The sequence below is a fragment of the Halobaculum sp. MBLA0143 genome (assembly GCF_041361465.1).
GTDB lineage: Archaea > Halobacteriota > Halobacteria > Halobacteriales > Haloferacaceae > JAHENP01.
The window spans coordinates 563,799-586,285 of the sequence record NZ_JBGKAC010000001.1; the positions used below are offsets into that span (position 1 = coordinate 563,799).

26 protein-coding genes and 2 tRNA genes are annotated in these 22,487 nt (G+C 68.1%); 13 read left to right on the forward strand and 15 right to left on the reverse strand.

Annotated features, from left to right (window positions below; translation table 11 throughout):
- The first annotated feature begins 1 nt into the window (after nt 1).
- The 3 genes from RYH79_RS02945 to RYH79_RS02955 all read left to right on the forward strand — a co-directional run bounded on the left by RYH79_RS02945 (nt 2) and on the right by RYH79_RS02955 (nt 3,501).
- Nucleotides 2–1,636 (forward strand): L-aspartate oxidase, encoded by a 1,635-nt coding sequence (locus RYH79_RS02945; RefSeq protein ID WP_370896066.1) that lies wholly within the window; start codon nt 2–4, stop codon nt 1,634–1,636.
- Nucleotides 1,633–2,475 carry a carboxylating nicotinate-nucleotide diphosphorylase gene (gene nadC / locus RYH79_RS02950; protein ID WP_370896068.1) on the forward strand — a complete coding sequence of 281 codons (843 nt, stop codon included), beginning with the start codon at nt 1,633–1,635 and terminating at the stop codon, nt 2,473–2,475. The genes RYH79_RS02945 and nadC overlap by 4 nt, the downstream gene beginning before the upstream one ends.
- 87 nt (nt 2,476–2,562) lie before the next feature.
- On the forward strand, nt 2,563–3,501 hold the full coding sequence (locus RYH79_RS02955) for a universal stress protein (protein WP_370900750.1): 939 nt from the start codon (nt 2,563–2,565) through the stop codon (nt 3,499–3,501).
- A 28-nt stretch (nt 3,502–3,529) separates the two neighbouring features.
- Here RYH79_RS02955 and RYH79_RS02960 read toward each other — a convergent pair whose 3' ends face one another.
- Nucleotides 3,530–4,336, reverse strand: a complete 807-nt coding sequence (locus tag RYH79_RS02960) for a DUF7537 family lipoprotein (protein WP_370896070.1) — start codon at nt 4,334–4,336, stop codon at nt 3,530–3,532.
- Between the two features lie 117 nt (nt 4,337–4,453).
- Between RYH79_RS02960 and RYH79_RS02965 the strand changes: the two genes are divergently transcribed.
- A complete protein-coding gene (locus RYH79_RS02965) occupies nt 4,454–4,633 on the forward strand; it encodes a DUF7836 family putative zinc-binding protein (protein ID WP_370896072.1) in 180 nt (59 codons plus the stop codon).
- 10 nt (nt 4,634–4,643) lie between these two features.
- Here the strand turns inward: RYH79_RS02965 and RYH79_RS02970 are convergent, their stop codons facing one another.
- Nucleotides 4,644–5,048, reverse strand: coding sequence for a translation initiation factor IF-2 subunit beta (locus tag RYH79_RS02970; protein WP_370896074.1), 405 nt, complete (start codon nt 5,046–5,048; stop codon nt 4,644–4,646).
- A 189-nt stretch (nt 5,049–5,237) separates the two neighbouring features.
- Here RYH79_RS02970 and RYH79_RS02975 point away from each other — a divergent pair, with 189 nt between their 5' ends.
- Complete coding sequence (locus RYH79_RS02975) at nt 5,238–5,477, forward strand: UPF0058 family protein (protein ID WP_370896076.1); 240 nt, start codon at nt 5,238–5,240, stop codon at nt 5,475–5,477.
- 51 nt (nt 5,478–5,528) lie between these two features.
- Here the strand turns inward: RYH79_RS02975 and RYH79_RS02980 are convergent, their stop codons facing one another.
- Both RYH79_RS02980 and RYH79_RS02985 read right to left on the reverse strand, forming a co-directional pair.
- Entirely contained in the window at nt 5,529–6,029 is a 501-nt protein-coding gene (locus RYH79_RS02980; protein WP_370896078.1) for a DUF555 domain-containing protein, read from the reverse strand.
- A 118-nt stretch (nt 6,030–6,147) separates the two neighbouring features.
- A tRNA-Gly gene (locus RYH79_RS02985) sits at nt 6,148–6,218 on the reverse strand.
- Between the two features lie 161 nt (nt 6,219–6,379).
- Between RYH79_RS02985 and RYH79_RS02990 the strand changes: the two genes are divergently transcribed.
- Entirely contained in the window at nt 6,380–7,426 is a 1,047-nt protein-coding gene (locus RYH79_RS02990) for a thiamine pyrophosphate-dependent enzyme (RefSeq protein ID WP_370896080.1), read from the forward strand.
- Nucleotides 7,427–7,432: 6 nt separating this feature from the next.
- Here RYH79_RS02990 and RYH79_RS02995 read toward each other — a convergent pair whose 3' ends face one another.
- On the reverse strand, nt 7,433–8,251 hold the full coding sequence (locus RYH79_RS02995; protein ID WP_370896082.1) for a hypothetical protein: 819 nt from the start codon (nt 8,249–8,251) through the stop codon (nt 7,433–7,435).
- A gap of 448 nt (nt 8,252–8,699) precedes the next feature.
- Nucleotides 8,700–8,771 (reverse strand) — tRNA-Ala (locus RYH79_RS03000).
- Between the two features lie 149 nt (nt 8,772–8,920).
- Here RYH79_RS03000 and RYH79_RS03005 point away from each other — a divergent pair.
- A complete protein-coding gene (locus tag RYH79_RS03005; RefSeq protein ID WP_370896084.1) occupies nt 8,921–9,604 on the forward strand; it encodes a DUF1405 domain-containing protein in 684 nt (227 codons plus the stop codon).
- A gap of 107 nt (nt 9,605–9,711) precedes the next feature.
- On the opposite strand, the gene rpsJ is transcribed toward RYH79_RS03005, so the two are convergent.
- From rpsJ to RYH79_RS03025, 4 genes are all read right to left on the reverse strand, one after another.
- Nucleotides 9,712–10,026 (reverse strand): 30S ribosomal protein S10, encoded by a 315-nt coding sequence (rpsJ, locus tag RYH79_RS03010; RefSeq protein WP_370896086.1) that lies wholly within the window; start codon nt 10,024–10,026, stop codon nt 9,712–9,714.
- Nucleotides 10,027–11,292: a translation elongation factor EF-1 subunit alpha gene (gene tuf / locus RYH79_RS03015; RefSeq protein ID WP_370896088.1), complete on the reverse strand. Its 1,266-nt coding sequence runs from the start codon at nt 11,290–11,292 to the stop codon at nt 10,027–10,029.
- A gap of 164 nt (nt 11,293–11,456) precedes the next feature.
- Nucleotides 11,457–12,125, reverse strand: coding sequence for a ribulose-1-phosphate aldolase (locus RYH79_RS03020; RefSeq protein WP_370896090.1), 669 nt, complete (start codon nt 12,123–12,125; stop codon nt 11,457–11,459).
- Nucleotides 12,122–12,847, reverse strand: coding sequence for a ribulose-1,5-bisphosphate 5-phosphatase (locus RYH79_RS03025; protein ID WP_370896092.1), 726 nt, complete (start codon nt 12,845–12,847; stop codon nt 12,122–12,124). The genes RYH79_RS03020 and RYH79_RS03025 overlap by 4 nt, the downstream gene beginning before the upstream one ends.
- Before the next feature lie 92 nt (nt 12,848–12,939).
- On the opposite strand from RYH79_RS03025, the gene RYH79_RS03030 reads away from it, so the two are divergent.
- Nucleotides 12,940–13,185, forward strand: a complete 246-nt coding sequence (locus RYH79_RS03030) for a hypothetical protein (protein ID WP_370896094.1) — start codon at nt 12,940–12,942, stop codon at nt 13,183–13,185.
- Nucleotides 13,186–13,212: 27 nt separating this feature from the next.
- Here the strand turns inward: RYH79_RS03030 and RYH79_RS03035 are convergent, their stop codons facing one another.
- Nucleotides 13,213–13,986, reverse strand: a complete 774-nt coding sequence (locus RYH79_RS03035) for a DUF5781 family protein (RefSeq protein ID WP_370896096.1) — start codon at nt 13,984–13,986, stop codon at nt 13,213–13,215.
- Nucleotides 13,987–14,151: 165 nt separating this feature from the next.
- Between RYH79_RS03035 and RYH79_RS03040 the strand changes: the two genes are divergently transcribed.
- Both RYH79_RS03040 and RYH79_RS03045 read left to right on the forward strand, forming a co-directional pair.
- Nucleotides 14,152–16,335, forward strand: coding sequence for an elongation factor EF-2 (locus tag RYH79_RS03040; protein WP_370896098.1), 2,184 nt, complete (start codon nt 14,152–14,154; stop codon nt 16,333–16,335).
- A 66-nt stretch (nt 16,336–16,401) separates the two neighbouring features.
- A complete protein-coding gene (locus RYH79_RS03045; protein WP_370896101.1) occupies nt 16,402–17,196 on the forward strand; it encodes a DUF6338 family protein in 795 nt (264 codons plus the stop codon).
- A gap of 12 nt (nt 17,197–17,208) precedes the next feature.
- Here the strand turns inward: RYH79_RS03045 and RYH79_RS03050 are convergent, their stop codons facing one another.
- Nucleotides 17,209–17,661, reverse strand: a complete 453-nt coding sequence (locus tag RYH79_RS03050; RefSeq protein ID WP_370896103.1) for a PadR family transcriptional regulator — start codon at nt 17,659–17,661, stop codon at nt 17,209–17,211.
- Nucleotides 17,662–17,968: 307 nt separating this feature from the next.
- Between RYH79_RS03050 and RYH79_RS03055 the strand changes: the two genes are divergently transcribed.
- Both RYH79_RS03055 and RYH79_RS03060 read left to right on the forward strand, forming a co-directional pair.
- The gene (locus tag RYH79_RS03055; RefSeq protein ID WP_370896105.1) at nt 17,969–18,556 is read left to right on the forward strand and encodes an amino acid-binding protein; all 588 of its coding nucleotides are present in this window, start codon (nt 17,969–17,971) and stop codon (nt 18,554–18,556) included.
- 2 nt (nt 18,557–18,558) lie between these two features.
- Nucleotides 18,559–19,530 (forward strand): homoserine dehydrogenase, encoded by a 972-nt coding sequence (locus RYH79_RS03060; RefSeq protein WP_370896107.1) that lies wholly within the window; start codon nt 18,559–18,561, stop codon nt 19,528–19,530.
- Nucleotides 19,531–19,566: 36 nt separating this feature from the next.
- Here RYH79_RS03060 and RYH79_RS03065 read toward each other — a convergent pair whose 3' ends face one another.
- Genes RYH79_RS03065 through sdhC form a run of 3 tightly spaced genes read right to left on the reverse strand, consistent with a single transcriptional unit; the run spans nt 19,567 to nt 21,219 of the window.
- Nucleotides 19,567–20,451, reverse strand: coding sequence for a succinate dehydrogenase/fumarate reductase iron-sulfur subunit (locus RYH79_RS03065; RefSeq protein ID WP_370896109.1), 885 nt, complete (start codon nt 20,449–20,451; stop codon nt 19,567–19,569).
- 2 nt (nt 20,452–20,453) lie between these two features.
- Nucleotides 20,454–20,825, reverse strand: coding sequence for a succinate dehydrogenase hydrophobic membrane anchor subunit (locus RYH79_RS03070; protein ID WP_370896111.1), 372 nt, complete (start codon nt 20,823–20,825; stop codon nt 20,454–20,456).
- Between the two features lies 1 nt (nt 20,826).
- Nucleotides 20,827–21,219: a succinate dehydrogenase, cytochrome b556 subunit gene (sdhC, locus tag RYH79_RS03075; RefSeq protein WP_370896113.1), complete on the reverse strand. Its 393-nt coding sequence runs from the start codon at nt 21,217–21,219 to the stop codon at nt 20,827–20,829.
- A gap of 113 nt (nt 21,220–21,332) precedes the next feature.
- Between sdhC and RYH79_RS03080 the strand changes: the two genes are divergently transcribed.
- Nucleotides 21,333–22,445, forward strand: coding sequence for a TrmB family transcriptional regulator (locus tag RYH79_RS03080; RefSeq protein WP_370896115.1), 1,113 nt, complete (start codon nt 21,333–21,335; stop codon nt 22,443–22,445).
- The last annotated feature ends 42 nt before the right edge of the window (nt 22,446–22,487 follow it).

A 22,487-nucleotide genomic window follows, 5' to 3' on the forward strand; every position in this document is an offset into this window, starting at 1 on the left:
CATGTCGGACACGACCACCCCCGCGTTGGCCACTCGGACGGACGGCGGCGACCCCGAGCAGTTCGAGGCGGACGTGCTCGTCGTCGGCAGCGGGATCGCCGGCTGTGCGGCGGCGCTCGCGGCCGCCCGCGAGGGCGCAGACGTGCTCGTCGCCACGAAGGCGACCCGGCCGGAGGACGCCGCCACCGACTGGGCTCAGGGCGGCATCGCCGTCACCCAGTCCGACCCGGCGTCGTTCGCGGCCGACGTGCACGCGGCCGGCGCCGGCGAGTCCGACGACGAGGCCGTCGACGTGCTCGTCTCCGAGGCTCGCGCGGCCGTCGACGACGTGTTGCTGGACACGCTGGGCGTCGCGTTCGACCGCGACGGTGACGACCTCGACCTCGGCCGGGAGGCGGCCCACTCACAGCGGCGCATCCTCCACGTCGACGCCGCCACCGGCCGTCACCTCCTCCGGCCGTTCCTCGCGCACCTCGACGACCACGACGACGTCCGCATCCGAGCGGACACGGCCGCCTACGACCTGCTCACTCACGAGGGGCGCGTCCACGGCGCACTGTTGGAGACGGACGACCCCGACCGAGCGGCCGTCCCGGCGTACGCCGGCGCGACCGTGTTGGCGACCGGCGGGGTCGGCGCGCTGTACCGCGACTCCACCAACCCGGACGGCGCGACCGGCGACGGCGTCGCCATGGCCGCGCTCGCCGGCGCGGACGTGTCCGACACACAGTACGTCCAGTTCCACCCGACCGTCCTCGACACAGACGCGGTCGAGACGGACGACCCGTTCCTGATCAGCGAGGCCGTCCGCGGCGAGGGGGCCGTCCTCCGCGACGGGAACGGGGAACGGTTCATGACCGAGGTCCACGAGGACGCGGAGCTGGCGCCGCGGGACGTGGTCGCGCGCGGCGTCGCCGACGCCCGCGAGGCCACCGGCGAGGTGCGACTGGACGTGTCGCCGTTGTCGTTCCGCGAGGAGTTCCCCGGACTCGCCGAGAAGTGTGCCGACCGCGGCGTCGACCCGGACGACGGCGTCCCGGTCGCGCCCGCCGAACACTTCCTGTGTGGCGGCGTCGACGTAGACACCCGTGGCCGCGCGTCGCTCGACCGGCTGTTCGCCGCCGGCGAGTGCGCCCGGACTGGGGTCCACGGCGCCAACCGGCTCGCCTCCACCTCACTCCTGGAGGGGCTCGTCTGGGGGCGTCGCGCCGGCGAGACCGCGGCCGGCTTCGACCCCGCGCCCGAGGCCGTCGACGCCCCGGAGCCACGGGACAGCGACCCGGCGATGCCGGACAACTTCGCCCGCGGGAAGTTCCGTCGGCTCCGGCGCGTCATGACGGAGACGTTCGGCTTGGAGCGCGACCGGACGTCGATGCGCCGGGCGGCGGCCGTCCTCCGCCGGCTGAAGGGGGAGGTGGACGCCTACACCCGCACCCGCACCTCTCGGGGGCTGTACGAACTCCGCAACGCCGCCGTGACGGCACTCCTGATCGCCCGTGACGCCGTCGACGCTCCCTCCGCCGGCACACACTACGTCGTCGACGAGGAGAGTGCCGACGACCCGGAGAGTGCCGGCGACTCGGAGAGTGAGGGAGCGCAGAAGACTTCGCCGGACTCCGGGGTGGGCGGGTCGTGATCACGGACGCGGACGTGGAGCGGTGGCTCCGCGAGGACGTGGGGCACCACGACGTGACGAACCACGTTCCCGGCGAGACGACGGGGCGACTCGTCGCCAAGGAGTCGGGGGTCGTCGCCGGTCTGGACGCCGCCGTCGCCGTGTTCGACTACCTGGGCGTCGACGCCGTCGCGGAGACGGCCGCCGACGGTCCGGTCGGGGCCGGTGACGCCGTCGCGGCCGGCGGCACGGCCGAGCCCGGCGACACCGTGTTGCGGGTCGCCGGCCCGGCCCGCGAGGTGTTGCGCGGCGAGCGGGTGGCGGTCAACCTGGTCGCGCACGCCTCGGGAGTGGCGACGGAGACGCGCCGAGCCGTCGACGCCGCCCGCGAGGTCGCCGACGACGTGGAGATCGCCGCCACCCGGAAGACCACACCCGGGCTGCGGGGCGTCGAGAAACGGGCCGTCGTCGCCGGCGGCGGCGACACCCACCGGCTCGACCTCTCGCACATGGTGATGGTGAAGGACAACCACGTCGCGGAACTCGGGCTGGAGACGGCAGTCGAGCGGTTCTGCGAGCGCACCTCCTTCGCCACGAAGGTGGAGGCGGAGGTGGAGACGGCCGCCGACGGTCGGCGGGCAGCCGAGGCGGGCGCGGACGTGGTGTTGTTCGACAACCTGTCGCCGGCGGCGCTGCGCGAGGGGGTCGAACGGCTGCCCGAGGACACGCTCGCGGAGGCCAGCGGCGGCATCGGCGTCGCGGACGTGTCGGCGTACGCCGAGACCGGCGTGGACGTGATCTCGATGGGGTCGCTCACCCACTCTGCGCCGGCCGTCGACTTCTCCTTCCGGACGGGGTAGTCTCTCCCGCGCGCCCGGTTCCGACCCGCCGGGAAGCGGCCAGCGCGGTGAAGTACCGGGTCCCCGTAGCTCCGCTCGGTGACTAGCATGACCGACACGATTCTCGTCCCGACGGACGGCAGCGACCCGGCGGCGGCCGCCGCCCGGCACGCACGACTCCTGGCGACCGGGCTGGGGGCGGACGTACGAGTCCTGAGCGTCGTCCCCGAGGGCGGATCTGGGGGCCAGGAGAACCCGCGGACGGCCGCGGAGTCGGCCGCCGCAGACGCCGCCGCGCTCGTCGGCGGCTCCGACGCCGACGCCGGCGAGACAACGGTCGAGGCGACCACCGTCGTCCGCCAAGGTGATCCCGCGGAGACGATTCTGGAGTACGCCGACGCCGCACACGCCGACCTGATCGTGATGGGGACACACGGTCGGACGGGCGTCGACCGGGTCGTCTCCGGCTCCGTGACGGAACACGTCACGCGGCTGTCTGAGGTGCCGGTGTTCACCGCTCGCGGGTCGGAGACGCCAGCGCCGACGACGTACGACCGACTCCTCCTCCCGACGGACGGCAGCGACTGTGCGGAGGTGGCCGTCGCGGCGGCGATCGACCTCGCTCGCGCGCTCGACGCGAGCGTCGACGTGGTGAGCGTCGTCGACGTGAACACGGTCGCGGCCCAGTCGGAACTGACGAACGCCCGGCTCGTGGTCGACGAACTGGAGCATCAGGCGCAGGCCGGGGTCGAACGAGTCGCCGACCGACTCGCCCAGGCGGGCGTCGGCGGCGAGACGGCAGTCGTCCAGGGGACGCCCGCGACCGGGATCGCCGACTACGCCGACGACTCGGGCGCGGACCTGATCGTGATGGGGACCCACGGCCGCAGCGGGCTCGGACGGTTCCTCCTCGGGTCGACCACGGAGCGGCTGATCCGGCACGCGCCCGTGCCGGTGTTGTCCGTGCGGGCGGGCGACGCGAACGGAGAGGCGAGCGACGCGAACGGAGAGACGAGCGACGCGAACGGAGAGGCGAGCGACGACTGACGCGCGGCGGACGACCCACGCGCTCGCGTCAGCCGTCGTCCGTCTCGGCCCACTCGGGCCGCTCGACGGTCGCCTCGCCGAGGGCGTCGTAGCGGACGGTCGTCTCCACCCGGACGCGCTCGCCGTCGACGGTCGCGCCGTAGGTCACGGTCAGTTCCGTCACGACGCCGTCGGCGTTCACCCGGAGCGTGGCGTTCGCCGAGCCGGGGTCGGAGACGTACGAGGGTGCGATGGGCTGTGCGCCCGCGAGTCGGATCACAGTCGGCCCGTCGTTCGCCGGCGCGGGCGACACCTCGACCGACTCCGCCGAGACCAACAGTTGGTAGAGTCGGTCGTCGTCCACCAGCCCGAGTCGCTCGACGACGACCGCCGACGCCTCGCGTGGCGGGGAGACGGACTCCGAGCCGTCCCAGCCGACGATCAGCCGCCGTGTCGTGTCGCCGTCGGCGTAGTAGGCCACTCGTGGGCCGACGCCGACCGGGGTCCACGCGCCGCGTTGTTCGACGGTGGCGGTGTAGTGGTCGCTGGCCGCGACCGAGCCCGAACGGCTGATCGCCGCGTACACCGTCCCGTTGGCGTACGTCACGCGCGTCGTGTAGTTCACCTCGTAGGCCGTCTCGGAGAGGCTACTCCCGTGCGCGTTCGCCAGGTCCTGGGGGACGACGCCGGTCTCGTTCACTCCGGGCGGGAGTGGTGTAGTCGTCGTGTCGGTCGCCGTGGTGGCGTCGCCGGACGACACCGCGCCGCCACAGCCGGCTAGGAGGACGAGGAGGGCGAGGGCGCCGACGACGGCCGGGCGCACCGGTCTGATTCGGCTCGTTCGGCTCGGGGACATGCGCAGAGTGATTTTCTCCCACGGATAAACAACTTTGTGGTGGTTCTCTGCGCTCTACCAACGATCGACGCTCTCGCGTGCCAGCTTTTTTACTGCTCGCGAGAGTGGCTTCGGGGCATGGTCGAGACGTTCGTCAGACTGGTGTGTCCCGAGTGTGGGAAAGACTGGGAGGAGAACCCGACGGCGCTCGACGACCACAGGAGTCAGTTCTCCTGTCCGGGGTGTCACGCGACACGACGCCTGGCGGAGTTCGCCCGGACGGAACACGACCTAGAGAACATCAAACAGTTCCAGTAGCTGCGACTCCCTACGACTCCGTCGGCGACAGGGCGCCACAGGCGTCACACCGCAGCATCTCTGCGCCGCGTTGGGTGACCAGATTCGTGTCCGGGAGTCCACACTCCGGGCAGATGACGAACCCTTCGGTGTAGGCGTCGAGCGCGTTGCCGACGCGGCGTTGCTTGAAACCGCCGGTGAGGCGCGCGCGCCCGCTCTCGTCGATGTGTGCGGCCGTGCCGAGCTCGTCCTGGAGGAACTTCAGGACCGCCTCCTCGTCACGGTCCAGCCTGTCGACGATGTCCTGGTAGTTCTCGACGACCGTCGTGTTCCCCTCCTGGCGGACATTCGCGTCCGGCACCTCGAACCGAGACTCCCCCTCCTCGATCTCCGGGGTCTCTTCGACCGCACGGTCGAGCATGTCCTCGTAGTCCATACGCCACGGTGGGCGGGCCACCGGGAAAACGTTCGCGGAGTCGCCCCGGGTGGTCGGGGCCTGAACGACCGTGACAGTCCGACAGCCGGATTCCGGCGACTCGGGGGCTCACGCCGCCGCCCAACCCGAATCGTGGTAACGACACTCAAGATAGATCTTTAACCCCTCGGTCGTTAACGGTTCGTGCCCATGAAGAAGCAAGAGCTCATCCACCTGCACGGCCTTCTCAGCGAAGTACAGACCCAGTACGAACACTGGAACGAGGACGTCGACCTGGAGTCGTACGACGAACTCGGCGTGAAACCGACCTCTATTCACAAGTCGAAGACAGACCACAAGGCTGCAGTGTTCGAACTGGCGGAGGGGATCACCGGAGCGTCTCCGGAGAAGAACACGGAGTCCGAGCCGGTCGCCCCGAAGGCCGACTGAGGGTTCTCGCGCACTACTCCACACAGCAGACGCGCCAGTGGCGACGCCGTCTCACGACGACTCCTCTTCCACCATCTCCTCGAACTCCGGGAGGAGTTCGTCGTCGTCGCTCGTCGCCGTCTCTGCCGTCGCCGCCTCCGTCGTCTCCGCTGTCTCCGTCGTCTCCACCGTCTCCGTCCCGCCGGTGTCCGTCTCCTCTGTCTCGGGCTCTCCGTCGTCGGCCACCTCCTCGACCCGGACGACTTTCAGTGGGATGTTCTCCATCCGTTGGCCGATCTCCTTGCGGGCGATCCGCGAGGCGTGTTCGTCTCGTTCGACGTTGAACACTGTCATCTCCAGCTCCAGGGCGACCAGCGCCTCGTCGGCCGCGATGAACGCGGGCGGGAGCTCCTCGCCCCCGGGCGAGGTGCGGTCCGCCATGTCGATCTCGACGTAGTTGAGGTCCGGGTTCAGCATCTCACCCGTCTTCGAGATGGCGATCCGGACGGCCTCGTCGGGAGACCCGACGTCGTACACGGGCACGGCGGCCTCCACGACAACTCTGCGGTCCATGTCGTGTCACTGTTGGGTTTCACACAGTATGAAGGTGTTGCCGGGGTGTATATTTCCGGTTCTCGATAACTGGCACAGTTAAACCGCGAGGCCGCGGCTCGGCGTGTGAGAACGGAGATGCGTCGGCCGGGATTTGAACCCGGGTTGTGACCATGGCAAGGTCACGTGATACCACTACACTACCGACGCGCACCTACACGTACCGCCGAGTGACACTTAAGCCCGTCGAATCGACAGCAGACAGGGGTGTGGTGGCGCGAGGCGTACGCGACGTCCGCAGGTGGGAACCGCCCGCGGCCGGGGAGAGAGGAACGCCGGCAATTTATACCGGTCGGCAGCGACGCTGGTGTGTGAACCGGATCATCGGCGAGCGCGACCTGGCAGAGACGTGGTTCGACTCCACGGACGCCAGAGCAGCGCTGCGTGATCTCCTGCGGACGCGACGGTTCGACGAGCGTGCCCTCGCCCTCCAACGGCGGGGGTGGATGTCCGGCTACCCGCCGTTCGAGGGTCAGGAGGCGGCCCAGGTCGGGGCCGCCCACGCGCTGCGGGACGCGGACGTGGCGTTCCCGACGTACCGGTCGAACGCACTCCAGATCGCCCGCGGGGTCCCGATGTCCGACGTTCTCCTGTTCCGGCGGGGGTTCCCGGAGTACCACTCCGACCACGACGAACGAGTGTTCCCGCAGGCGGTGCCCATCGCCTCGCAGATTCCTCACGCCGCCGGCGCGGGAATGTACGCCGCTCGGGAAGACGAGTCGTGGGCAGCACTGTGTTGTCTCGGCGACGGTGCCACGAGCGAGGGGGACTTCCACGAGGGGTTGAACTTCGCGGGCGTGTTCGACGCCCAGACGGTGTTCTTCTGCGAGAACAACGGCTGGGCGATCTCGCTGCCGCGACAGCGCCAGACCGCGAGCGACACGATCGCCCAGAAGGCGAACGCCTACGGCTTCGACGGCGTCCGGGTGGACGGCAACGATCCGTTGGCCGTCCGCGAGACCGTGACGGAGGCGCTGGCGAGCGCGCGCGACGGCGAGCCGGTGCTCGTCGAGGCGCTCACCTACCGTCAGGGGGCACACACGACAGCCGACGACCCGAGCCAGTACCGCGACGGCGAGCCGGATCTCCCGGAGTGGCGACTGGCCGACCCGGTGGAACGCTTCCGGGGGTGGTGTCTCGATCAGGGGATCGTCGACGACGACTGGATCGAGACGACCGAAGCCGAGGTAGAGTCGGAGATAGAGACCGCGGTGGAGACGGCCGAGTCCGTCGACCGCCCGGAGCCGGAAGACATGTTCGAGCACGTGTTCGCGGAGGCGACGCCGCACCTCGACCGCCAGCGCGACGAGGTCCGCGCGTTCACCGACGAACACGACACGTACGAACTGGAGCGATAGCGGTCGTCAGGCGGTGCGTGTCTCGGTCGGCAGCCGGCGGAGCACGAACTCACCGAGCGCGACGGCCGCGAGCAGAACGGCCAGCGTCACCCACTTCAGCGCGTAGTCCGGGCCGGGCGAGAGACTGATCCAGTTCGGTTGGCTGAACTCCGTCAGTGGCAGCACACTCGCCACCCGCCAGGTCTCGGAGACACCGAACGCGAGCCACCCCGCGAGCACGGCCAGTGGAGCGATCAGCTGGCGAGACAGCCAGAGGTACACCGGAAGAGCCCCAGTGACGGCGAGCCCGACCATCGACACACAGACCAGCACCCCGAACAGGACGCGACCGGCCGAGAACGCAGAGACGACGCCCGTCTGGCGCGACAGCGACTGGATGGCGTACCCGACGAACAGGTGTCCCATCCCGGCGGCGACAGCGTACTGTCCGTCCGTCTGCGACAATGCGGCGGTGACTCTGTTGGGGAAGCGTCCGACGGCCTCGACAGCTCCCAGCACGAGCAGTCCGACGAACGGGATCGCGGGGGTGCCCGGGCTCGCAACCCTCGTCGAGACGAACAGCCACGGCCAGCACGCGAGCAACAGACAGCCGGTCACGGGGGCGACACGGAGCCCGAAACCCCAAGCCACCGCCAGTCCGCCGGCCGTCACACCCAGAATCAGAGCGTACAGCCACGGATCGGCGCTCGCAAGCGGCCGCACCACGACCGGAACGTCTTGGAGACGCTGGACACCGATCTCGTAGCCGAGGAACGCCGGCGGCACTGCGAACGCTGCAACGATGGCTAGCCTGGCACCCCTGGCCGACAAACTGCTGTCCCACATGTCGATCCTACCCCTGCGAGAGGTACTCTGTTCGTACCCGGCGGCCGTACTATAAATAAGTTCGAATTCAGACGAGCCCTCGATACACGAGTGAGTGACCGCAGGGGGCGAGCAGACAGGCCCAACAAAATCGAAAGACGCACCCCGAGTAGACTCGCCGGGAGTCGTGCTCGTTCCCTCAACAGAATACCCTCACACAGATGGACTCGCCGGGAGTCGTGCTCGTTCCCTCAACAGAATACCCTCACACAGATGGACTCGCCGGGAGTCGTGCTCGTTCCCTCAACAGAATACCCTCACACAGATGGACTCGCCGGGAGTCGTGCTCGTTCCCTCAACAGAATACCCTCACACAGATGGACTCGCCGGGAGTCACGCGAGCGAGCGCAGCGAGCGAGCGTGACTACGGCGAGTCCAGTGACTGAGCGAACGAAGTGAGCGAAGGAACTGGACTCGCCGGGATTCGAACCCGGGGCCTTCTCCTTGCGAAGGAGACGATCTACCGCTGATCTACGAGCCCGCAATCCGATGGATGGGAGAGTGACACTTGAGGATTCCGTTCTGTCGCCGTCGCGTGGGGGACACACACGCTCCCGAACGTCAGCTACTTCCCGACGAACGCCACAGTGTCGACCGTCCGACGACGGCGGGAGCCGGGAGGGGCCACAGATGGGACCGACAGACACAGTCGACAGCCTGTCCGCACCGCTCGCGCCGCTCCCGGAGCGAGTGGAGACGGCGACACTCAGGCTCGCCTGGGTGGTCGTCGGAGTGAACCTGCTGGGCACGGCGTTCGGCTTCTGGCACTACCGGTTCCAGCTGTCTGCGGCCCCGCTGGCGGCGTGGCCGGTGGTGCCGGACAGCCCGGTCGCCACGCTGCTCATGGCCGGGAGCGTGGCCTCTTGGAAGGTGGGCCGTGACGACGACTGGCTCCACGCGCTGGCCTTCCTCGGTAGCCTGAAGTACGGTCTCTGGGTGGTGTACGTCCAGCTCGTGGTCAACGACGTCCTCGTCTCGGGGAGCCTCTACCAGTGGTTCCTGTTGTGGAGTCACCTCGGGATGGGGCTCCAGGCGTTGGTCGTCTACCGGTACGCGACGTTCGACCCGCGGGCGGTCGCCGTCGCCGTCGGGTGGTTCGGGTTCAACGACGTCGTCGACTACTTCGTCCCGATCGGCGGCGACTACTACCACACCCACTTCGGACCCGGGCTGGCGGGCGCCAGCAGCCACGCGGGCTCGGTTCACCACCTGGCTGCGGTCGGGGCCGTCGGGCTGACGGCGCTGGGGACGTACCTGGCGCTGGCGGTTCGTGTCCGACGACTCGAACGTCGACAGGAAGAGAGACGATCGTGAGAACGCCGATGTCGTCGGGCGGTGCCCGACGACCCGCGCGGAGTCGAAGACTCCGCTCAGTCCTATCGAGCGAAGCTCGACGACCCTCGCGAGGCCTCCGGCCTCGCTCAGTCCTCGAGGACGATCTCGATGTTCACGTCGTTCGGCACCTGAATCCGCATCAGCTGCCGGAGCGCCCGCTCGTCCGCGTCGATGTCGATCAGCCGCTTGTGGACCCGCATCTCCCAGTGCTCCCAGGTCGCGGTCCCCTCACCGTCCGGGGACTTGCGAGCCGGGATCTCCAGCGTCTTCGTCGGCAACGGGATCGGTCCCGACAGCGCGACGCCGGTCTTGTCCGCGATCTCGCGCACGTCGCCACAGATCTCGTCGAGGTCCTCCGGCGAGGTTCCGACCAGTCGGACGCGAGCCTGCTGTCCGGGCATCTATCGCTCTTCGACGCCCAGGACCTGGCCGGCCGCGATGGTCTGACCCATGTCACGCACGGCGAAGCTGCCGAGCTCCGGAATCTCGCTTGCCGCCTCGATCGAGAGGGGCTTCTGCGGTCGCACGGTGACGACCGCCGCGTCGCCGGACTTGATGAAGTCCGGGTTCTTCTCCTCGACCTCGCCGCTGGACGGGTCGATCTTCTGGTCGAGCGACTCGATGGTACACGCCACCTGCGACGTGTGGGCGTGGAACACCGGCGTGTACCCCTCGGTGATGACCGACGGGTGCTGCATGACGACGACCTGCGCCTGGAACGTCTCGGCGACGGACGGCGGGTCGTCGGCCGGCCCACACACGTCGCCACGACGGATGTCGTCCTTGCCGACGCCACGGACGTTGAACCCGACGTTGTCGCCGGGGCCCGCGTAGTCGACCTCCTCGTGGTGCATCTCGATCGTCTTCACCTCGCCGCCGATGTCACTCGGCTGGAACGAGACGTTGTCGCCCGGGGTCATCTCGCCCGTCTCCAGGCGCCCGACCGGGACGGTCCCGATACCGGAGATGGTGTAGACGTCCTGGATCGGCAGCCGAAGCGGGGCGTCCGTCGGCGGCTCCGACTCCGGCAGATTGTTCAGCGCCTCCAGCAGCGTCGGTCCGTCGAACCACGAGAGCTCGTCGGACTCCTCGGCGACGTTGTCGCCCTCGAACGCCGAGATCGGAATGAACGAGGCGTTGTCGCTGCTGAACTGGACCTGCTTCAGCAGGTCCTGGACCTCGGACTTGACCTGCTCGAACTCCGTCTCGCCGTAGTCGACGAGGTCCATCTTGTTGACGCCGATGATGAGTTCGCCGATTCCCAGCGTGCGAGCGAGGAAGACGTGCTCGCGTGTCTGGGGCGCGACGCCGTCGTCGGCCGCAACGACGAGGACGGCGTTGTCCGCCTGGGAGGCGCCCGTGATCATGTTCTTCACGAAGTCACGGTGGCCCGGACAGTCGACGATGGTGAAGTAGTACTCGTCGGTGTCGAACTCCTGGTGGGCGATGTCGATGGTGACCCCGCGCTCACGCTCCTCTGCGAGGTTGTCCATGACGTAGGCGAACTCGAAGCCCCCCTTGCCCTTCTCCTCGGCTTCCTCTCGGTGCTGCTCGATGACGTGCTCGGGGACGCTCCCGGTCTCGAAGAGGAGCCGGCCCACGAGCGTCGACTTCCCGTGGTCGACGTGGCCGATGATGGCCAGGTTCTGGTGTGGTTTGTCGCTCATTTGTGGATCACGCGCGAAGGCGCTCTGTACTGTCACGTTCGTTCGATCCGGGTAAAACCATTTCGATACGTCACACAGGCCGTCTGCCCGCCGTCCTGCGATTATCGCGTGTGGACTACTCCCGTGTGCTCCGTTCGCACGACGACCCTCCCGTCTGCGGGTTCTCACTCCTCGGGCTGTTGACCGTACGTCTCGAACCGGTCGCGGGCGTCCGCGAGGTCCGTCGCCGACAGGGTCGTCGGCTCGCCGACGCTCCGGGCACGGAGGTACGCGCCCGCCGACGACTCTACGTGAACGGTGTTCTCGACGGCGTCTTCGAGGTCGTCGCCACAGACGACGAGCCCGTGGTTGGCCAGGATCACCGCGTCCGCGTCCGCGGCCGCCATCGCGCCGACGGCGTTGGCCGCCAGCTCCGCCGTCCCGAACGGCGCGTAGTCCGCCACCGGCACCTCGCCGCCGACGGCCACGAGCATGTAGTGGATCGGCGGCAACGGCTCGCCGAGGATCGACAGTGTCGTCGCGGCGGGTGCGTGGGCGTGGACAATTGCTCCCACCTCTCGCTCCCGGTAGATCCCGGTGTGCATCGGCACCTCGCTAGAGGGCGCCATCTCGCCGTCGGTCCACTCCCCGTCCAGACTGACCACCGGCACGTCCGCCGGCTCGAACCCGTCGTAGGCGACGCCGGTCGGGGTGACGGCGACCCGGTCGCCGACCCGGACGCTGAGGTTGCCGCTGCGGCCGGGCGTCAGTTCCGCCAGCCGTGGGGCGTACGTCACGACCGCCTCGCGGGCGGCCGCGACGCTCTCGGCGCCGCTCGTCGGGTCGTCGCTCACGCCACCACCTCCCGGACGGCGGCGAAGGAGTCGACGTAGTGGTCCGGGTGCTGGGTCTCCGGCAGCGTCTCGTCGACGGCGTCCCCGTCGCCGTGTGCGTGTGCGTGGTCGAACAGTACGGTGTCGATCCCGAGGGCGTTGGCCCCGGCGACGTCTGCTGCCGGGTTGTCGCCGACGACGACCGCGTCGCCGACTCGACAGTCCACTCGGGCCAACGGGAGAGTGAACATCGCCGAGCCGGGCTTGTCCCGGCCGACCTCCTCGGAGGTGACGAGCGCGTCTACGGCGTCGCCGACCCCCAGCGCCGACAGCTTCCGCAGCTGTGTCCGAGTCTGGAGGTTGGTCGTGACGGCGACGGCCGTGCCGGCCGACGCCAGCGCCGACAGCGTCGGCCGCAGTTCGGCGAACGGCGCCATCGTCTCACAGAACTCGTCCCAGTACGCCTCGCCGAGGGCGTGGGCGTCGCCCGGCCGCGGCTCGCCCGTGTACTCCTCCAACCCACGCTTGAAGTAGGCGAACCGATCGTGGCTCGCGGCGCCGGCCGGCACCTCCCGTTTCGCCTCCCGACGGCCCGTCTCGTAGACGGTCTCGAACGTCTCGCGGTCGAACTCGTAGCCGAGCGTCCGGGCTCGCTCGAACGCCGCCGTCCGCCCGGCTGTCGCGGCCGGCTCGTACGGGTAGAGAGTGTCGTCGAGATCGAACAACACTGCCTCGTAACGCATGTGTCTCCGGTGTCTCGGGAGGCTCAAACCTCTGTCGCCACCGTCCGGTGAAAGCGGGAGAACTACGTGCCGGCGGCCCGTGACACGACACGATGGCGGGACCCGACGATCCGATCACGGAGGTCGACGAGGAACTGTTAGACGAAGAGGCGTCCGACGACTCCTCGTCGGACGACTCGATCCCGGACGAACTCCTCCTGTTCGCAATCACGGGGGTGATGGCCGTCGCCACTGCGGGGGTGTTCCTCACCGTCGACATCCCGAACGGGTCGGCGGTGATGCCCGTGACTATCGGACTCGGGACGGCGGCGCTCGGCGTCCGGGCACGTCTCCGCTGACCACGCACCGACCGAACCGGGGTCTCGTCAGTCCGCCGCCGGCTCTCCCGGCCCCGCCGCCGCCGACTCCGCCGCGTACGCTCGTGTCACGTCGACGAGCTCCTTCCGGTAGTCCGACTCGCTCGGCTCCGCCGCCAGCGACGCGAACCGCTCGCGGAACAGGTCCAAGTCCACGCCGGGCGCTTCGCCCGCCAGCGCGTCGGCGAGCTCGTAGATCCGGTGGTCGTCGTCGGCGAGGTCGTGTCGCTCCACCATCGCCAGCGCGAACGCGGCGTTCACGACGGAGATGTCCGGGTCCGTCTCCGCCGTGTCGGCGTCCGTCCCGTGGGACGGGGTGTAGCCGGAGCGGTCGGCCAACGCAGTCGCCAGCTGTGACTCGAAGAAGGTGACGAGCTTCGACGCCGGCGCGACCGAGAGCGTGATGTCGTCGGCGTAGATGTCCTTCATGTGGTTGGCGATCTGGTAGCAGTGGGTCACCTTCCGGCGCTCGACGGACTGGCCGGCCAACGCGAGGAACAACGCCTCGTCCGTCGACTGGGTGTGTGACGGGTGGTCGTTCTCGTACCGGACCATGTGAGCGAACTCGTGGAGAGCGAGCTCGCGGGCCATCGCGCTCGTCGCCGCTTTCCGGGAGATCTTCAGGACGTGTCGGTCGTCGTAGTGGGCCGCCAGCGTCCGTTCGTCCGGGTGCTCCCTGATCTCTACGTCGACCGGGAGCGCCAGGTCGTGTTCCGTCTCCAGCAGGCTGGCGGCGCCGAGAAAGGGGTCGGTCGGGCCGGTCCCGCGCACTCGGATGTCCATGCGTACAGTTCACAGGGTGTCCGGCGGTTTGACTCTTGTGTCGGGGGTGGCGTGGCACCGTGGCTCACGGAATTTCGTCGCACAGAGACACGAACGGCCGAGACGACCCGTCTCCGGCACCGGAAAGCACTACCCTTTTGACGGGGCGTCCAGTACCGGACGCCAATGGGCCGACGAAAGAAGATCGTACAGGAGTGCGAGACGCTGATGGACAAGCCGGACCAGATCCGGAACATCGCCATCGCGGCGCACGTCGATCACGGGAAGACGACACTGACGGACAACCTCCTCGCTGGGGCCGGGATGATCGCCGACGAGGGCGAGGCCACCAAGCTGATGATGGACACCGAGGAGGACGAACAGGAACGCGGAATCACCATCGACGCGGCGAACGTGTCGATGACACACGAGTACGAGGAGACGAACCACCTCGTCAACCTCATCGACACGCCGGGCCACGTCGACTTCGGCGGTGACGTGACCCGCGCGATGCGAGCGGTCGACGGGGCGCTCGTCGTCGTCGACGCCGTCGAGGGAGCGATGCCGCAGACAGAGACGGTGCTCCGGCAGTCCCTGCGAGAGGGTGTGAAGCCGGCACTGTTCATCAACAAGGTCGACCGCCTCATCAACGAGCTCCAGGAGGGGCCCCAGGAGATGCAACAGCGCCTCCAGGAAGTGATCAGCGACGTGAACGAGCTGATCCGGGGAATGACCGAGGAGGAAGACTACGACTGGACCGTCTCCGTCGAGGAGGGGACAGTCGCGTTCGGCTCCGCGCTGTACAAGTGGGGTGTGTCGCTCCCGTCGATGGAGCGGACCGGCATCTCCTTCGGCGAAGTGATGGAGATGGAACGGGACGACGACCGGCAGGGGCTCCACGAGCGGACCCCGTTGTCGGACGTGGTGTTGGACATGGTCGTCGAGCACTTCCCGGACCCGTTGGACGCCCAGCCGCGTCGTATCCCGCGTATCTGGCGGGGTGACGACACGCTGGACGTCTCCGAGAGCATGCAGCAGGTGGACCGTGACGGCGACACCGTCCTGATGGTGACGGACATCGAGATGGACCCCCACGCCGGTGAGGTCGCCATCGGCCGCGTGTTCTCCGGCACGGTGAAGAAGGGCGACGAGCTGTACGTCTCCGGCACGGCCGGCAAGAGCAGACTCCAGTCCGTCGGGATCTACATGGGCGGCGAGCGCGAGGAGCTCGATCGAGGCGTTCCGGCGGGCAACATCGCGGCCGTCACCGGGCTCGCGGACGCCATCGCCGGCTCCACCGTCTCCGACACGGAGATGACGCCGTTCGAGTCGATCGAGCACATCTCCGAGCCGGTGATCACGAAGAGCGTGGAGGCGACGAACATGGACGACCTGCCGAAGCTCATCGAGACGCTCCAACAGGTCGCCAAGGAGGACCCGACGATCCGGGTGGAGATCAACGAGGACACCGGCGAACACCTCATCTCCGGGCAGGGTGAGCTCCACTTGGAGGTCATCACCCAACGGATCCGCGACAACCAGGGTATCCCGGTCCACACCGGTGAGCCGATCGTCGTGTTCCGGGAGTCGCCACAGGGCGAGAGCGACGAGGTGGAGGGGATCTCCCCGAACCGTCACAACCGGTTCTACATCTCCGTCGAGCCGCTCGGTCAGGACGTCGTCGAGACGATCCAGCTGGGCGAGGCGACGATGGACATGCCCGAACTGGAACGCCGCGAGGCGCTCCAGGAGGCCGGCATGGACAAGGAGACCTCCCAGAACGTCGAGCACATCCACGGCACCAACGTGTTCATCGACGACACGAAGGGGATCCAGCACCTCAACGAGACGATGGAGCTCGTCGTCGAGGGGCTGGAGGAGGCGTTGAACGACGGGCCGCTGGCGAACGAACCGGTCCAGGGTTCGCTCGTCCGGCTCCACGACGCCCGGCTCCACGAGGACACGATCCACCGCGGTCCGGCGCAGGTGATCCCGGCCACCCGAGAGGCCGTCCACCGCGCGCTGATCGACGCGGAGATCATGATGCTGGAGCCGATCCAGGACGTGCGGATCGACGTGCCCAACGCCTACATGGGCGACGCCTCCGGCGAGATCCAGGGCCGCCGTGGCCGTGTCGACGACATGTACCAGGAGGGTGACCTGATGGTGATTGAGGGAATCGCCCCCGTCGAGGAGATGATCGGCTTCTCCTCGGACATCCGGTCTGCGACGGAGGGGCGCGCCTCCTGGAACACGGAGAACGCCGGCTTCCGCGTGATGTCCGACACGCTCCAGCGCGACCAGATCATGGACATCCGCGAGCGCAAGGGGATGAAGCAGGAGCTGCCCGAGAGCATCGACTACTTCTAACGCTCTGCGGGCTTCTTCGGGCGTCTTTCTGGTGGATTTTAGGCAAGAGTGACGACGTTCCACAGGATGGCGAATCCAGGGACGCTCCCCGTCACGTTGGTGACGATCCTGTTGTTGGTCGCGCCCGGCTACCTGGCGATTCGGGTGTTCCTCCGCGTCGCCGAGCGCAACGACACGCTCGACCGAACTGCGAAGATCGTCTGGAGTTCGGCCGCGAGTCTCGGCTCGCTGTTGCTGTTGTACCTCGCATCCCCGGTCTACTTCGACCGTGTGACCGACTTCGGGAAGGCGCTGACAGAGTCCGGCGTAGTCACAGGAGAGACGCTGTTCGGCTCGTCACTCTCGACGGGCGTTCTCCTGTACGGCAGCCACCTGCTCGTGTTGTTCGTCCTAACCGGGCCGTTGGGCCTCGCGGACAGACAGCGAGGTGACGACGACCGCGACAGACGCGAGCCGTGGCGGTACGCCTTCGACGACGCTGGTGGCGGACAGATAGAGGTGTTCTTGGAGAACGGTCCCCACATCCGTGGTGAGTTCGATCCCTCCGCGTGGGACTCCTCGCGGAAGGACCTGTACCTGAGAGATCCGAAGAGTCTGTCCGACGGCAAGCCGGTGCCGCTCGAACAGAGTATGCTTATCAGATCGGAGTGGATCACTGGCGTCGTGTTCCCCGAAGACGATCCAAACGGTGGACTGATGGAAAACGAAAAACTGTCCGAACAGCAAATGCAGATTCTCGACAATTATCTCGGCAGTTTGGAGTTGGTCGGAACAAATTCATTCACGACACGTAAATCTGAAATAAATGACGGCCTGAACAACGACAGCACCGAAGACACAGACGGAGATGAGAGTTCGTAGCTGGAGTAACGGCTACGCCCCCTCAGCAGAGTTCAGTCCACTCTCTGTGGTGTACTGCGGATACGTCTTGTACACCTGCCGCAGAACCCTGTCGATCGTCTTGTCGCCTAGGTCCCGTTTGAGTTCCTCTACAGAGCCGAGTACACGCTCTAAGCCCTCTTGTTCGCGGAGCAGTGCCTCGACGAGTTTTGCCCCCTCGTCTGTGAGTGAGTAGACGAGAATCTCGCTGCCGCCGGGGACCTGTTCCTCACGCTTCTCCACGAATCCTTTCTGTTCCAGCGCGTTCACAGTACCCGCCAGACTCTCCGAGAACGGCCCGTATCTGTCAGGCTCGAACTCGTGGAGTTCCTCGACACCGTACTCCTCCTGTGCGAGAAAGGCCAGCTTCTGGAGCTTGGTCGCACCGCGGATCTCGCTGCGGCCGTCGGCGTACAGCAGCGCGAGCGGGAGCAGCACGTCGGTCACAGTCGCCCCACCTCGCAGATCATACTCGACAATCCATCGGCTCTGAAGCTAAAGCCTGCGGCTCGCTCCCTCCGACCGGTAACGTTCGCCAACGGCAGGCAGTTTATACGGTGGGGGCGTCGAAAGGGTAGTATGCGCCAGTGTGACTCCCACCGACGGCGCGACGTGCGCGAACTGTTCCGACTCGCCGGCTCCCGGACGGGAATCGGTATCGGAACACGCACAATTCCGGGAGTCACGACACTCCCCCCACACGGCCGCGACGACGACGCGAACGCGACCGTGCCCGACACGCGGGGGTATCGACGTGCAGTCTGACACCGTCGGCGACGCCACAGACGGGGACCCGAGCGACGACCTGGAGACGGACGGCGGCCGCGGGGACCCGCAGGTCCACACGGTCCAGCTGGAGCTCCCGGACGAGCCCGGGCAGTTGTTGGCGGCCCTCCAGCCGATCGCGGACAACGGCGGTAACCTGATGTCGGTCGTCCACGAGCGGGGCGAGCGAACGCCACGCGGCCGCATTCCCGTGGAGATCGATCTCGAGTGCCCGCCGGCGCGGTTCGACGGCGTCCTGGCGGGGCTGCGTGACGCGGGCGTGACCGTCGTCACTGCGGACGCGGAGGCGTACGCCGACGAGGTGACGGTCGTACTCGTCGGTCACCTCGTCGACACGGGGCTGTCGGGGACGCTCCAGGACGTGCGTGACGACGCCGAAGTGACGGTCGCGGACGTGGCGTTGTCGGCGCCGGACGCGGACGCCCGCGAGGAGCCGTCTGCGGCACGGCTCCACCTCCGGACCCGCGAGGGGTGTACGGAACGGGCCTTGGAGGCGGTTCGGGCGGTGGCAGCGGAGAAGGACCTGACCGTGATCGAGCCGCTGGGGGGTGTCTGACCGTGCGGCTCGCAGTGCTCGGCGCCGGTGCGGTCGGCGGCGCGGTCGCGGAGCTGGCGGACGAGTACGGCCACGAGGTGGTGGCGCTCGCGGACTCTTCGACCGCGGCCGTCGACGACGACGGCGTCGACGCCGCGGCGGCGCTGCAGGCGAAGGCCGCCGACGCCGGCCTCGGCACGGCGGCCCCCGAAGACGCTCTCGCGGCCGACTACGACGTGCTCGTGGAGGCGACACCGACGACGCTGGGCGACGCACAGCCCGGCTTCGACCACGTCGCGTCTGCGCTCGAACGCGACCGAGATGTCGTGTTGGCCAACAAGGGGCCCGTCGCCGAGCGGTACGCCGACGTGCGTGCGCTGGCGGCCGACTCCGCCGGCAGCGTCCAGTTCGAGGCGACCGTCGCCGGCGCGATTCCGGTGTTGTCGACGCTGTCGGATCTGGGCCCCTCGCGGGTGGACGCCGTCCGAGGGGTGCTCAACGGGACGGCGAACTTCGTCCTCTCGCGGATGGCCGCCGAAGGGTTGGGGTACGAACACGTGCTCGCGGAGGCCCAGGACCTGGGCGTCGCGGAGGCGGACCCCGCCTTCGACGTGGAGGGGACGGACGCCGCGTTGAAGTGCGTGATCCTGTCGAACCGGCTCGCCGAGGCGGAGACGGAGTCGGTCGCGGAGCTACGGGCGGCGACGACGAGCCTGGCCGAGGCAGAGATTCAGGGGATCACCGACCTGCCGCCGAACGCGCTGGAGCTGGCGGCAGACGACGGCCAAACGGTACGGCTGATCGGCGAGGCCACCCGCGACTCCGTCCGGGTCGGCCCGCGGCTCGTCCCGGAGAACGGGACGCTCGCGGTGTCGGGCACCCGTAACATCGTGGAACTGGAGACGGCACACGCCGGGCGGCTGGCGATCTCCGGACGCGGCGCCGGCGGCGACGCCACCGCGACGGCGGTGCTGTCGGACGTGAACCGGCTGTAGCGAACGACGCGCGTGGATCCCCCGCCGAGGGGGTCGTCACCAGAACTTGAGGTTGTTCTTCACTGCCTCCCGCTTGAGCTCCTGGATGTGCTCGGTGAGCGGGATGTCCTTCGGACACACCTCCGTGCAGGAGAACTGGGTCTGACACCGCCAGACGCCGTTCTCCTGTTCCACGATCCGGAGCCGGTGTTCTTTCATCTCCTCGCCTTCGCGTTCGTCCATCGTGAAGCGGTAGGCCTTGTTGATGGCCGCGGGGCCGAGGTACTCGTTGTTTCCGGCGGCGACGTTACAGGAGGACATACACGCCCCACACCAGATACACCGGGTGGACATCTTGATCTTCTCGCGGTTCTCCCGGCTCTGGCGTTGTTCGGCCAACTCCTCGTCCGGTGTCTCGTCCGTCTGGAAGTACGGCTCGACGGACTCCATCTGGTCGTAGAAGTGCGACATGTCGACGACGAGGTCCTTGCGCACCTCGGCGTGAGGCAACGGCTCCACACGGACGGGGTCCGCGAGGTCGGCCAACTGCGTCTTACAGCCGAGCCGCTGGCGGCCGTTGACGAACAGGGCGTCGGAGCCACAGATCGCCTGTCGGCAGGAGTGACGGAACGTGAGCGAGGCGTCGTAGTTGTCGCGGGCGTAGATGAGGGCGTCCAGGACCGTCATCCCCTTCTCGAAGGGGACGTGGAAGTCGTCGAACCGGGGCTCCATCTTCCCCTCCACGTCCGGGTCGTACCGGAACACCTTGAGGTGAACCGTGTCCTCGTCCCCGTCGGGCGCGGCCTCTGTCTCGCGGCGGAGGCGTTCGGCCGCGTCCGAGCGGCCCTCGTCGCGCTGCCGACGCCGTTGGTCGCCCGGGCTCTCTTCGGTCTCTGTCTCGGCTTCTGCGTCCGTCTCGGACTTCGGAACTTGTGTGCTCATTGTTAGATCAGTGAGATACCGGCCCACTCGTTCGCGGTTCGGACACCCTGGACGATCAACACGGCGCTGGCGGCGATCAGCGTCCACTTGACTGCCCGGCGCCGACGGCCGGACAGCCCTTGGTTGATGAGTGCGTTGTACACGCCGTTGACCCCGTGGAACGTCGCCGTCAACAGGAACAACACCATCAGCGAGTAGTAGGTCCACTGGCTCATCCGGGCGCTGGAGGCGGCGAACGACACCTCGGCGGCGTGGTTGACGAAGTGCAACAGGAAGAAGTGGAACGCGAGCACGACGACGAGGAACGCCGCCGTGATGCGCTGCCACAGCCACCGTCGCCCGCCCGGCTCGAACGAGGAGTAACGTTCGCTCACGTCAGAACACCCCCGCGAGGAACGTCGGGACGGACGCGACGACGATGGCGCCGGTCAGCCCCAACGAGGCGTAGAACGCCCGATCCTGTGCCTCCAAGCCGATGCCGAGGTCGACGAGCAGGAGCCGGAGCCCGTTGAGGATGTGGAAGACGGCGACGGCCAACAGCCCGATTTCCAACACCCGCACGAGCAACAGACTCTCCAGCGTCGCAATGGTTTCCGTGTACATCCCGGGGCTCTGGAGCGCGGTACTGAGGACGGCGATGTGGGTGAACAGGTAGCCGACGAGCACCCAGCCCGTGAACTTGTGGAACACCCAGGCCCACATACCCGCGGAGAACTCCCGCCACCGGCCGAAGTCTTCCACGAGACCCCGTTCGTACGACTGGCTCATGTCCGGTCGTGAGGTTCCTCCCGGCTTAGTAGTTTCGCGTGCGGGTCGTCACCGCCACGACCGGCGGACGGACCGCGGAAAGGCTTTGAGTTGGGGGTGGGTTAGGGGGTGACATGGAGACGGACGCGCTGGTCGACACGCTCCAGGACGCTGGCCTCTCGCCGTACCAGGCGAACGCCTACGTAGCCCTCCTGGAGCTGGGTGTCGCCTCGGCCACGGAGGTGGCGGAGGTGAGTGACGTGCCGGCCCCACGCATCTACGACGTGCTCGGCGCCTTGGAGGATCAAGGGTACATCGAGACGTACGAACAGAACACGCTCCACGCCCGCGCCCACAGCCCGACGGACGTGCTGGAGGACCTCCGAACCCGGTCGGATCGGTTCGAACGCGCCGCAGACGAGGTGGAAGACCGTTGGGAGCAGCCGGAACTGGAGGGCAACGAGGCCAGTATCGTCTCGCGATTCCGGACGGTGTTGGAGCGTGCGGAGACGTTCGTCGACGAGGCCGCCCACCAGGTGCTGCTGTCGACGACGACGGATCACTTCCGCCGGCTGCGCCCGAGCCTGGAGGCCGCCTACGACCGGGGCGTCAGCGTCCGGGTGTCGCTCCACACGGAACGCGAGACGGACGTGGACACGCTGCCAGACCCGGCCGGCGTCGCCACGGAGGTGCGTCACCGACCGCTGCCGGCGCCGTTCCTGGCGCTCGCGGACCGCCGTCGCGCCTGTTTCGCACACCACCCGGAGGCGTACGACCAGTACGGCGTCCTCATCAGCGACCGGACCCACACGTTCGTGTTCTACTGGTACTTCCTGACGAGCCTCTGGGAGCAGTGGGAGCCGGTCCACGACGACCAGACTGACGGGCTCCCGGTGGAGTACATGGACATCCGCAACTGCGCCCGCGACCTCTCGGCGTTGGACCTGTCGGAACACGACGCCCGGCTGCGCGTCGAAGGGTACGACGTCGACACCGGGGAGGAACGGGAGCTCGTCGGCACCGTCGAGGCGATCAGGTGTCCCGTGCCGGTGGAGCCGGACACACACGTCGTGGACCTGGTCGGTCAGGTCACGCTCGACGTGCGGACGGAGGAGGGGACGGTGCCGGTCGGCGGCTGGGGAGCGCTGATCGAGGACGTGGAGGCGACTCGGATCACGCTGTTGTCGGTCGAGCCGGACCCCGGGTCGGAGTGGGTCGACGCCCACCGCGACCGCACGCTGGAGTGACGCGGCGGCGGCTCCGGAATGGATAAACGGGCGCTGGCCGAA

Coding starts and splice junctions, on each gene's coding strand:
- RYH79_RS03045 (WP_370896101.1), top strand. CDS start 16,402: ATGGCGAATCCAGGGACGCTCCCCGTCACGTTGGTGACGATCCTGTTG.
- RYH79_RS02995 (WP_370896082.1), bottom strand. CDS start 8,251: ATGTGGGACAGCAGTTTGTCGGCCAGGGGTGCCAGGCTAGCCATCGTT.
- RYH79_RS02945 (WP_370896066.1), top strand. CDS start 2: ATGTCGGACACGACCACCCCCGCGTTGGCCACTCGGACGGACGGCGGC.
- RYH79_RS03005 (WP_370896084.1), top strand. CDS start 8,921: ATGGGACCGACAGACACAGTCGACAGCCTGTCCGCACCGCTCGCGCCG.
- RYH79_RS03035 (WP_370896096.1), bottom strand. CDS start 13,986: ATGGACATCCGAGTGCGCGGGACCGGCCCGACCGACCCCTTTCTCGGC.
- RYH79_RS03065 (WP_370896109.1), bottom strand. CDS start 20,451: ATGAGCACACAAGTTCCGAAGTCCGAGACGGACGCAGAAGCCGAGACA.
- RYH79_RS03040 (WP_370896098.1), top strand. CDS start 14,152: ATGGGCCGACGAAAGAAGATCGTACAGGAGTGCGAGACGCTGATGGAC.
- tuf (WP_370896088.1), bottom strand. CDS start 11,292: ATGAGCGACAAACCACACCAGAACCTGGCCATCATCGGCCACGTCGAC.
- RYH79_RS02975 (WP_370896076.1), top strand. CDS start 5,238: ATGAAGAAGCAAGAGCTCATCCACCTGCACGGCCTTCTCAGCGAAGTA.
- RYH79_RS03025 (WP_370896092.1), bottom strand. CDS start 12,847: ATGCGTTACGAGGCAGTGTTGTTCGATCTCGACGACACTCTCTACCCG.
- RYH79_RS02980 (WP_370896078.1), bottom strand. CDS start 6,029: ATGGACCGCAGAGTTGTCGTGGAGGCCGCCGTGCCCGTGTACGACGTC.
- sdhC (WP_370896113.1), bottom strand. CDS start 21,219: ATGAGCCAGTCGTACGAACGGGGTCTCGTGGAAGACTTCGGCCGGTGG.
- RYH79_RS03080 (WP_370896115.1), top strand. CDS start 21,333: ATGGAGACGGACGCGCTGGTCGACACGCTCCAGGACGCTGGCCTCTCG.
- RYH79_RS02960 (WP_370896070.1), bottom strand. CDS start 4,336: ATGTCCCCGAGCCGAACGAGCCGAATCAGACCGGTGCGCCCGGCCGTC.
- RYH79_RS03030 (WP_370896094.1), top strand. CDS start 12,940: ATGGCGGGACCCGACGATCCGATCACGGAGGTCGACGAGGAACTGTTA.
- RYH79_RS02965 (WP_370896072.1), top strand. CDS start 4,454: ATGGTCGAGACGTTCGTCAGACTGGTGTGTCCCGAGTGTGGGAAAGAC.
- rpsJ (WP_370896086.1), bottom strand. CDS start 10,026: ATGCCCGGACAGCAGGCTCGCGTCCGACTGGTCGGAACCTCGCCGGAG.
- RYH79_RS02955 (WP_370900750.1), top strand. CDS start 2,563: ATGACCGACACGATTCTCGTCCCGACGGACGGCAGCGACCCGGCGGCG.
- RYH79_RS02970 (WP_370896074.1), bottom strand. CDS start 5,048: ATGGACTACGAGGACATGCTCGACCGTGCGGTCGAAGAGACCCCGGAG.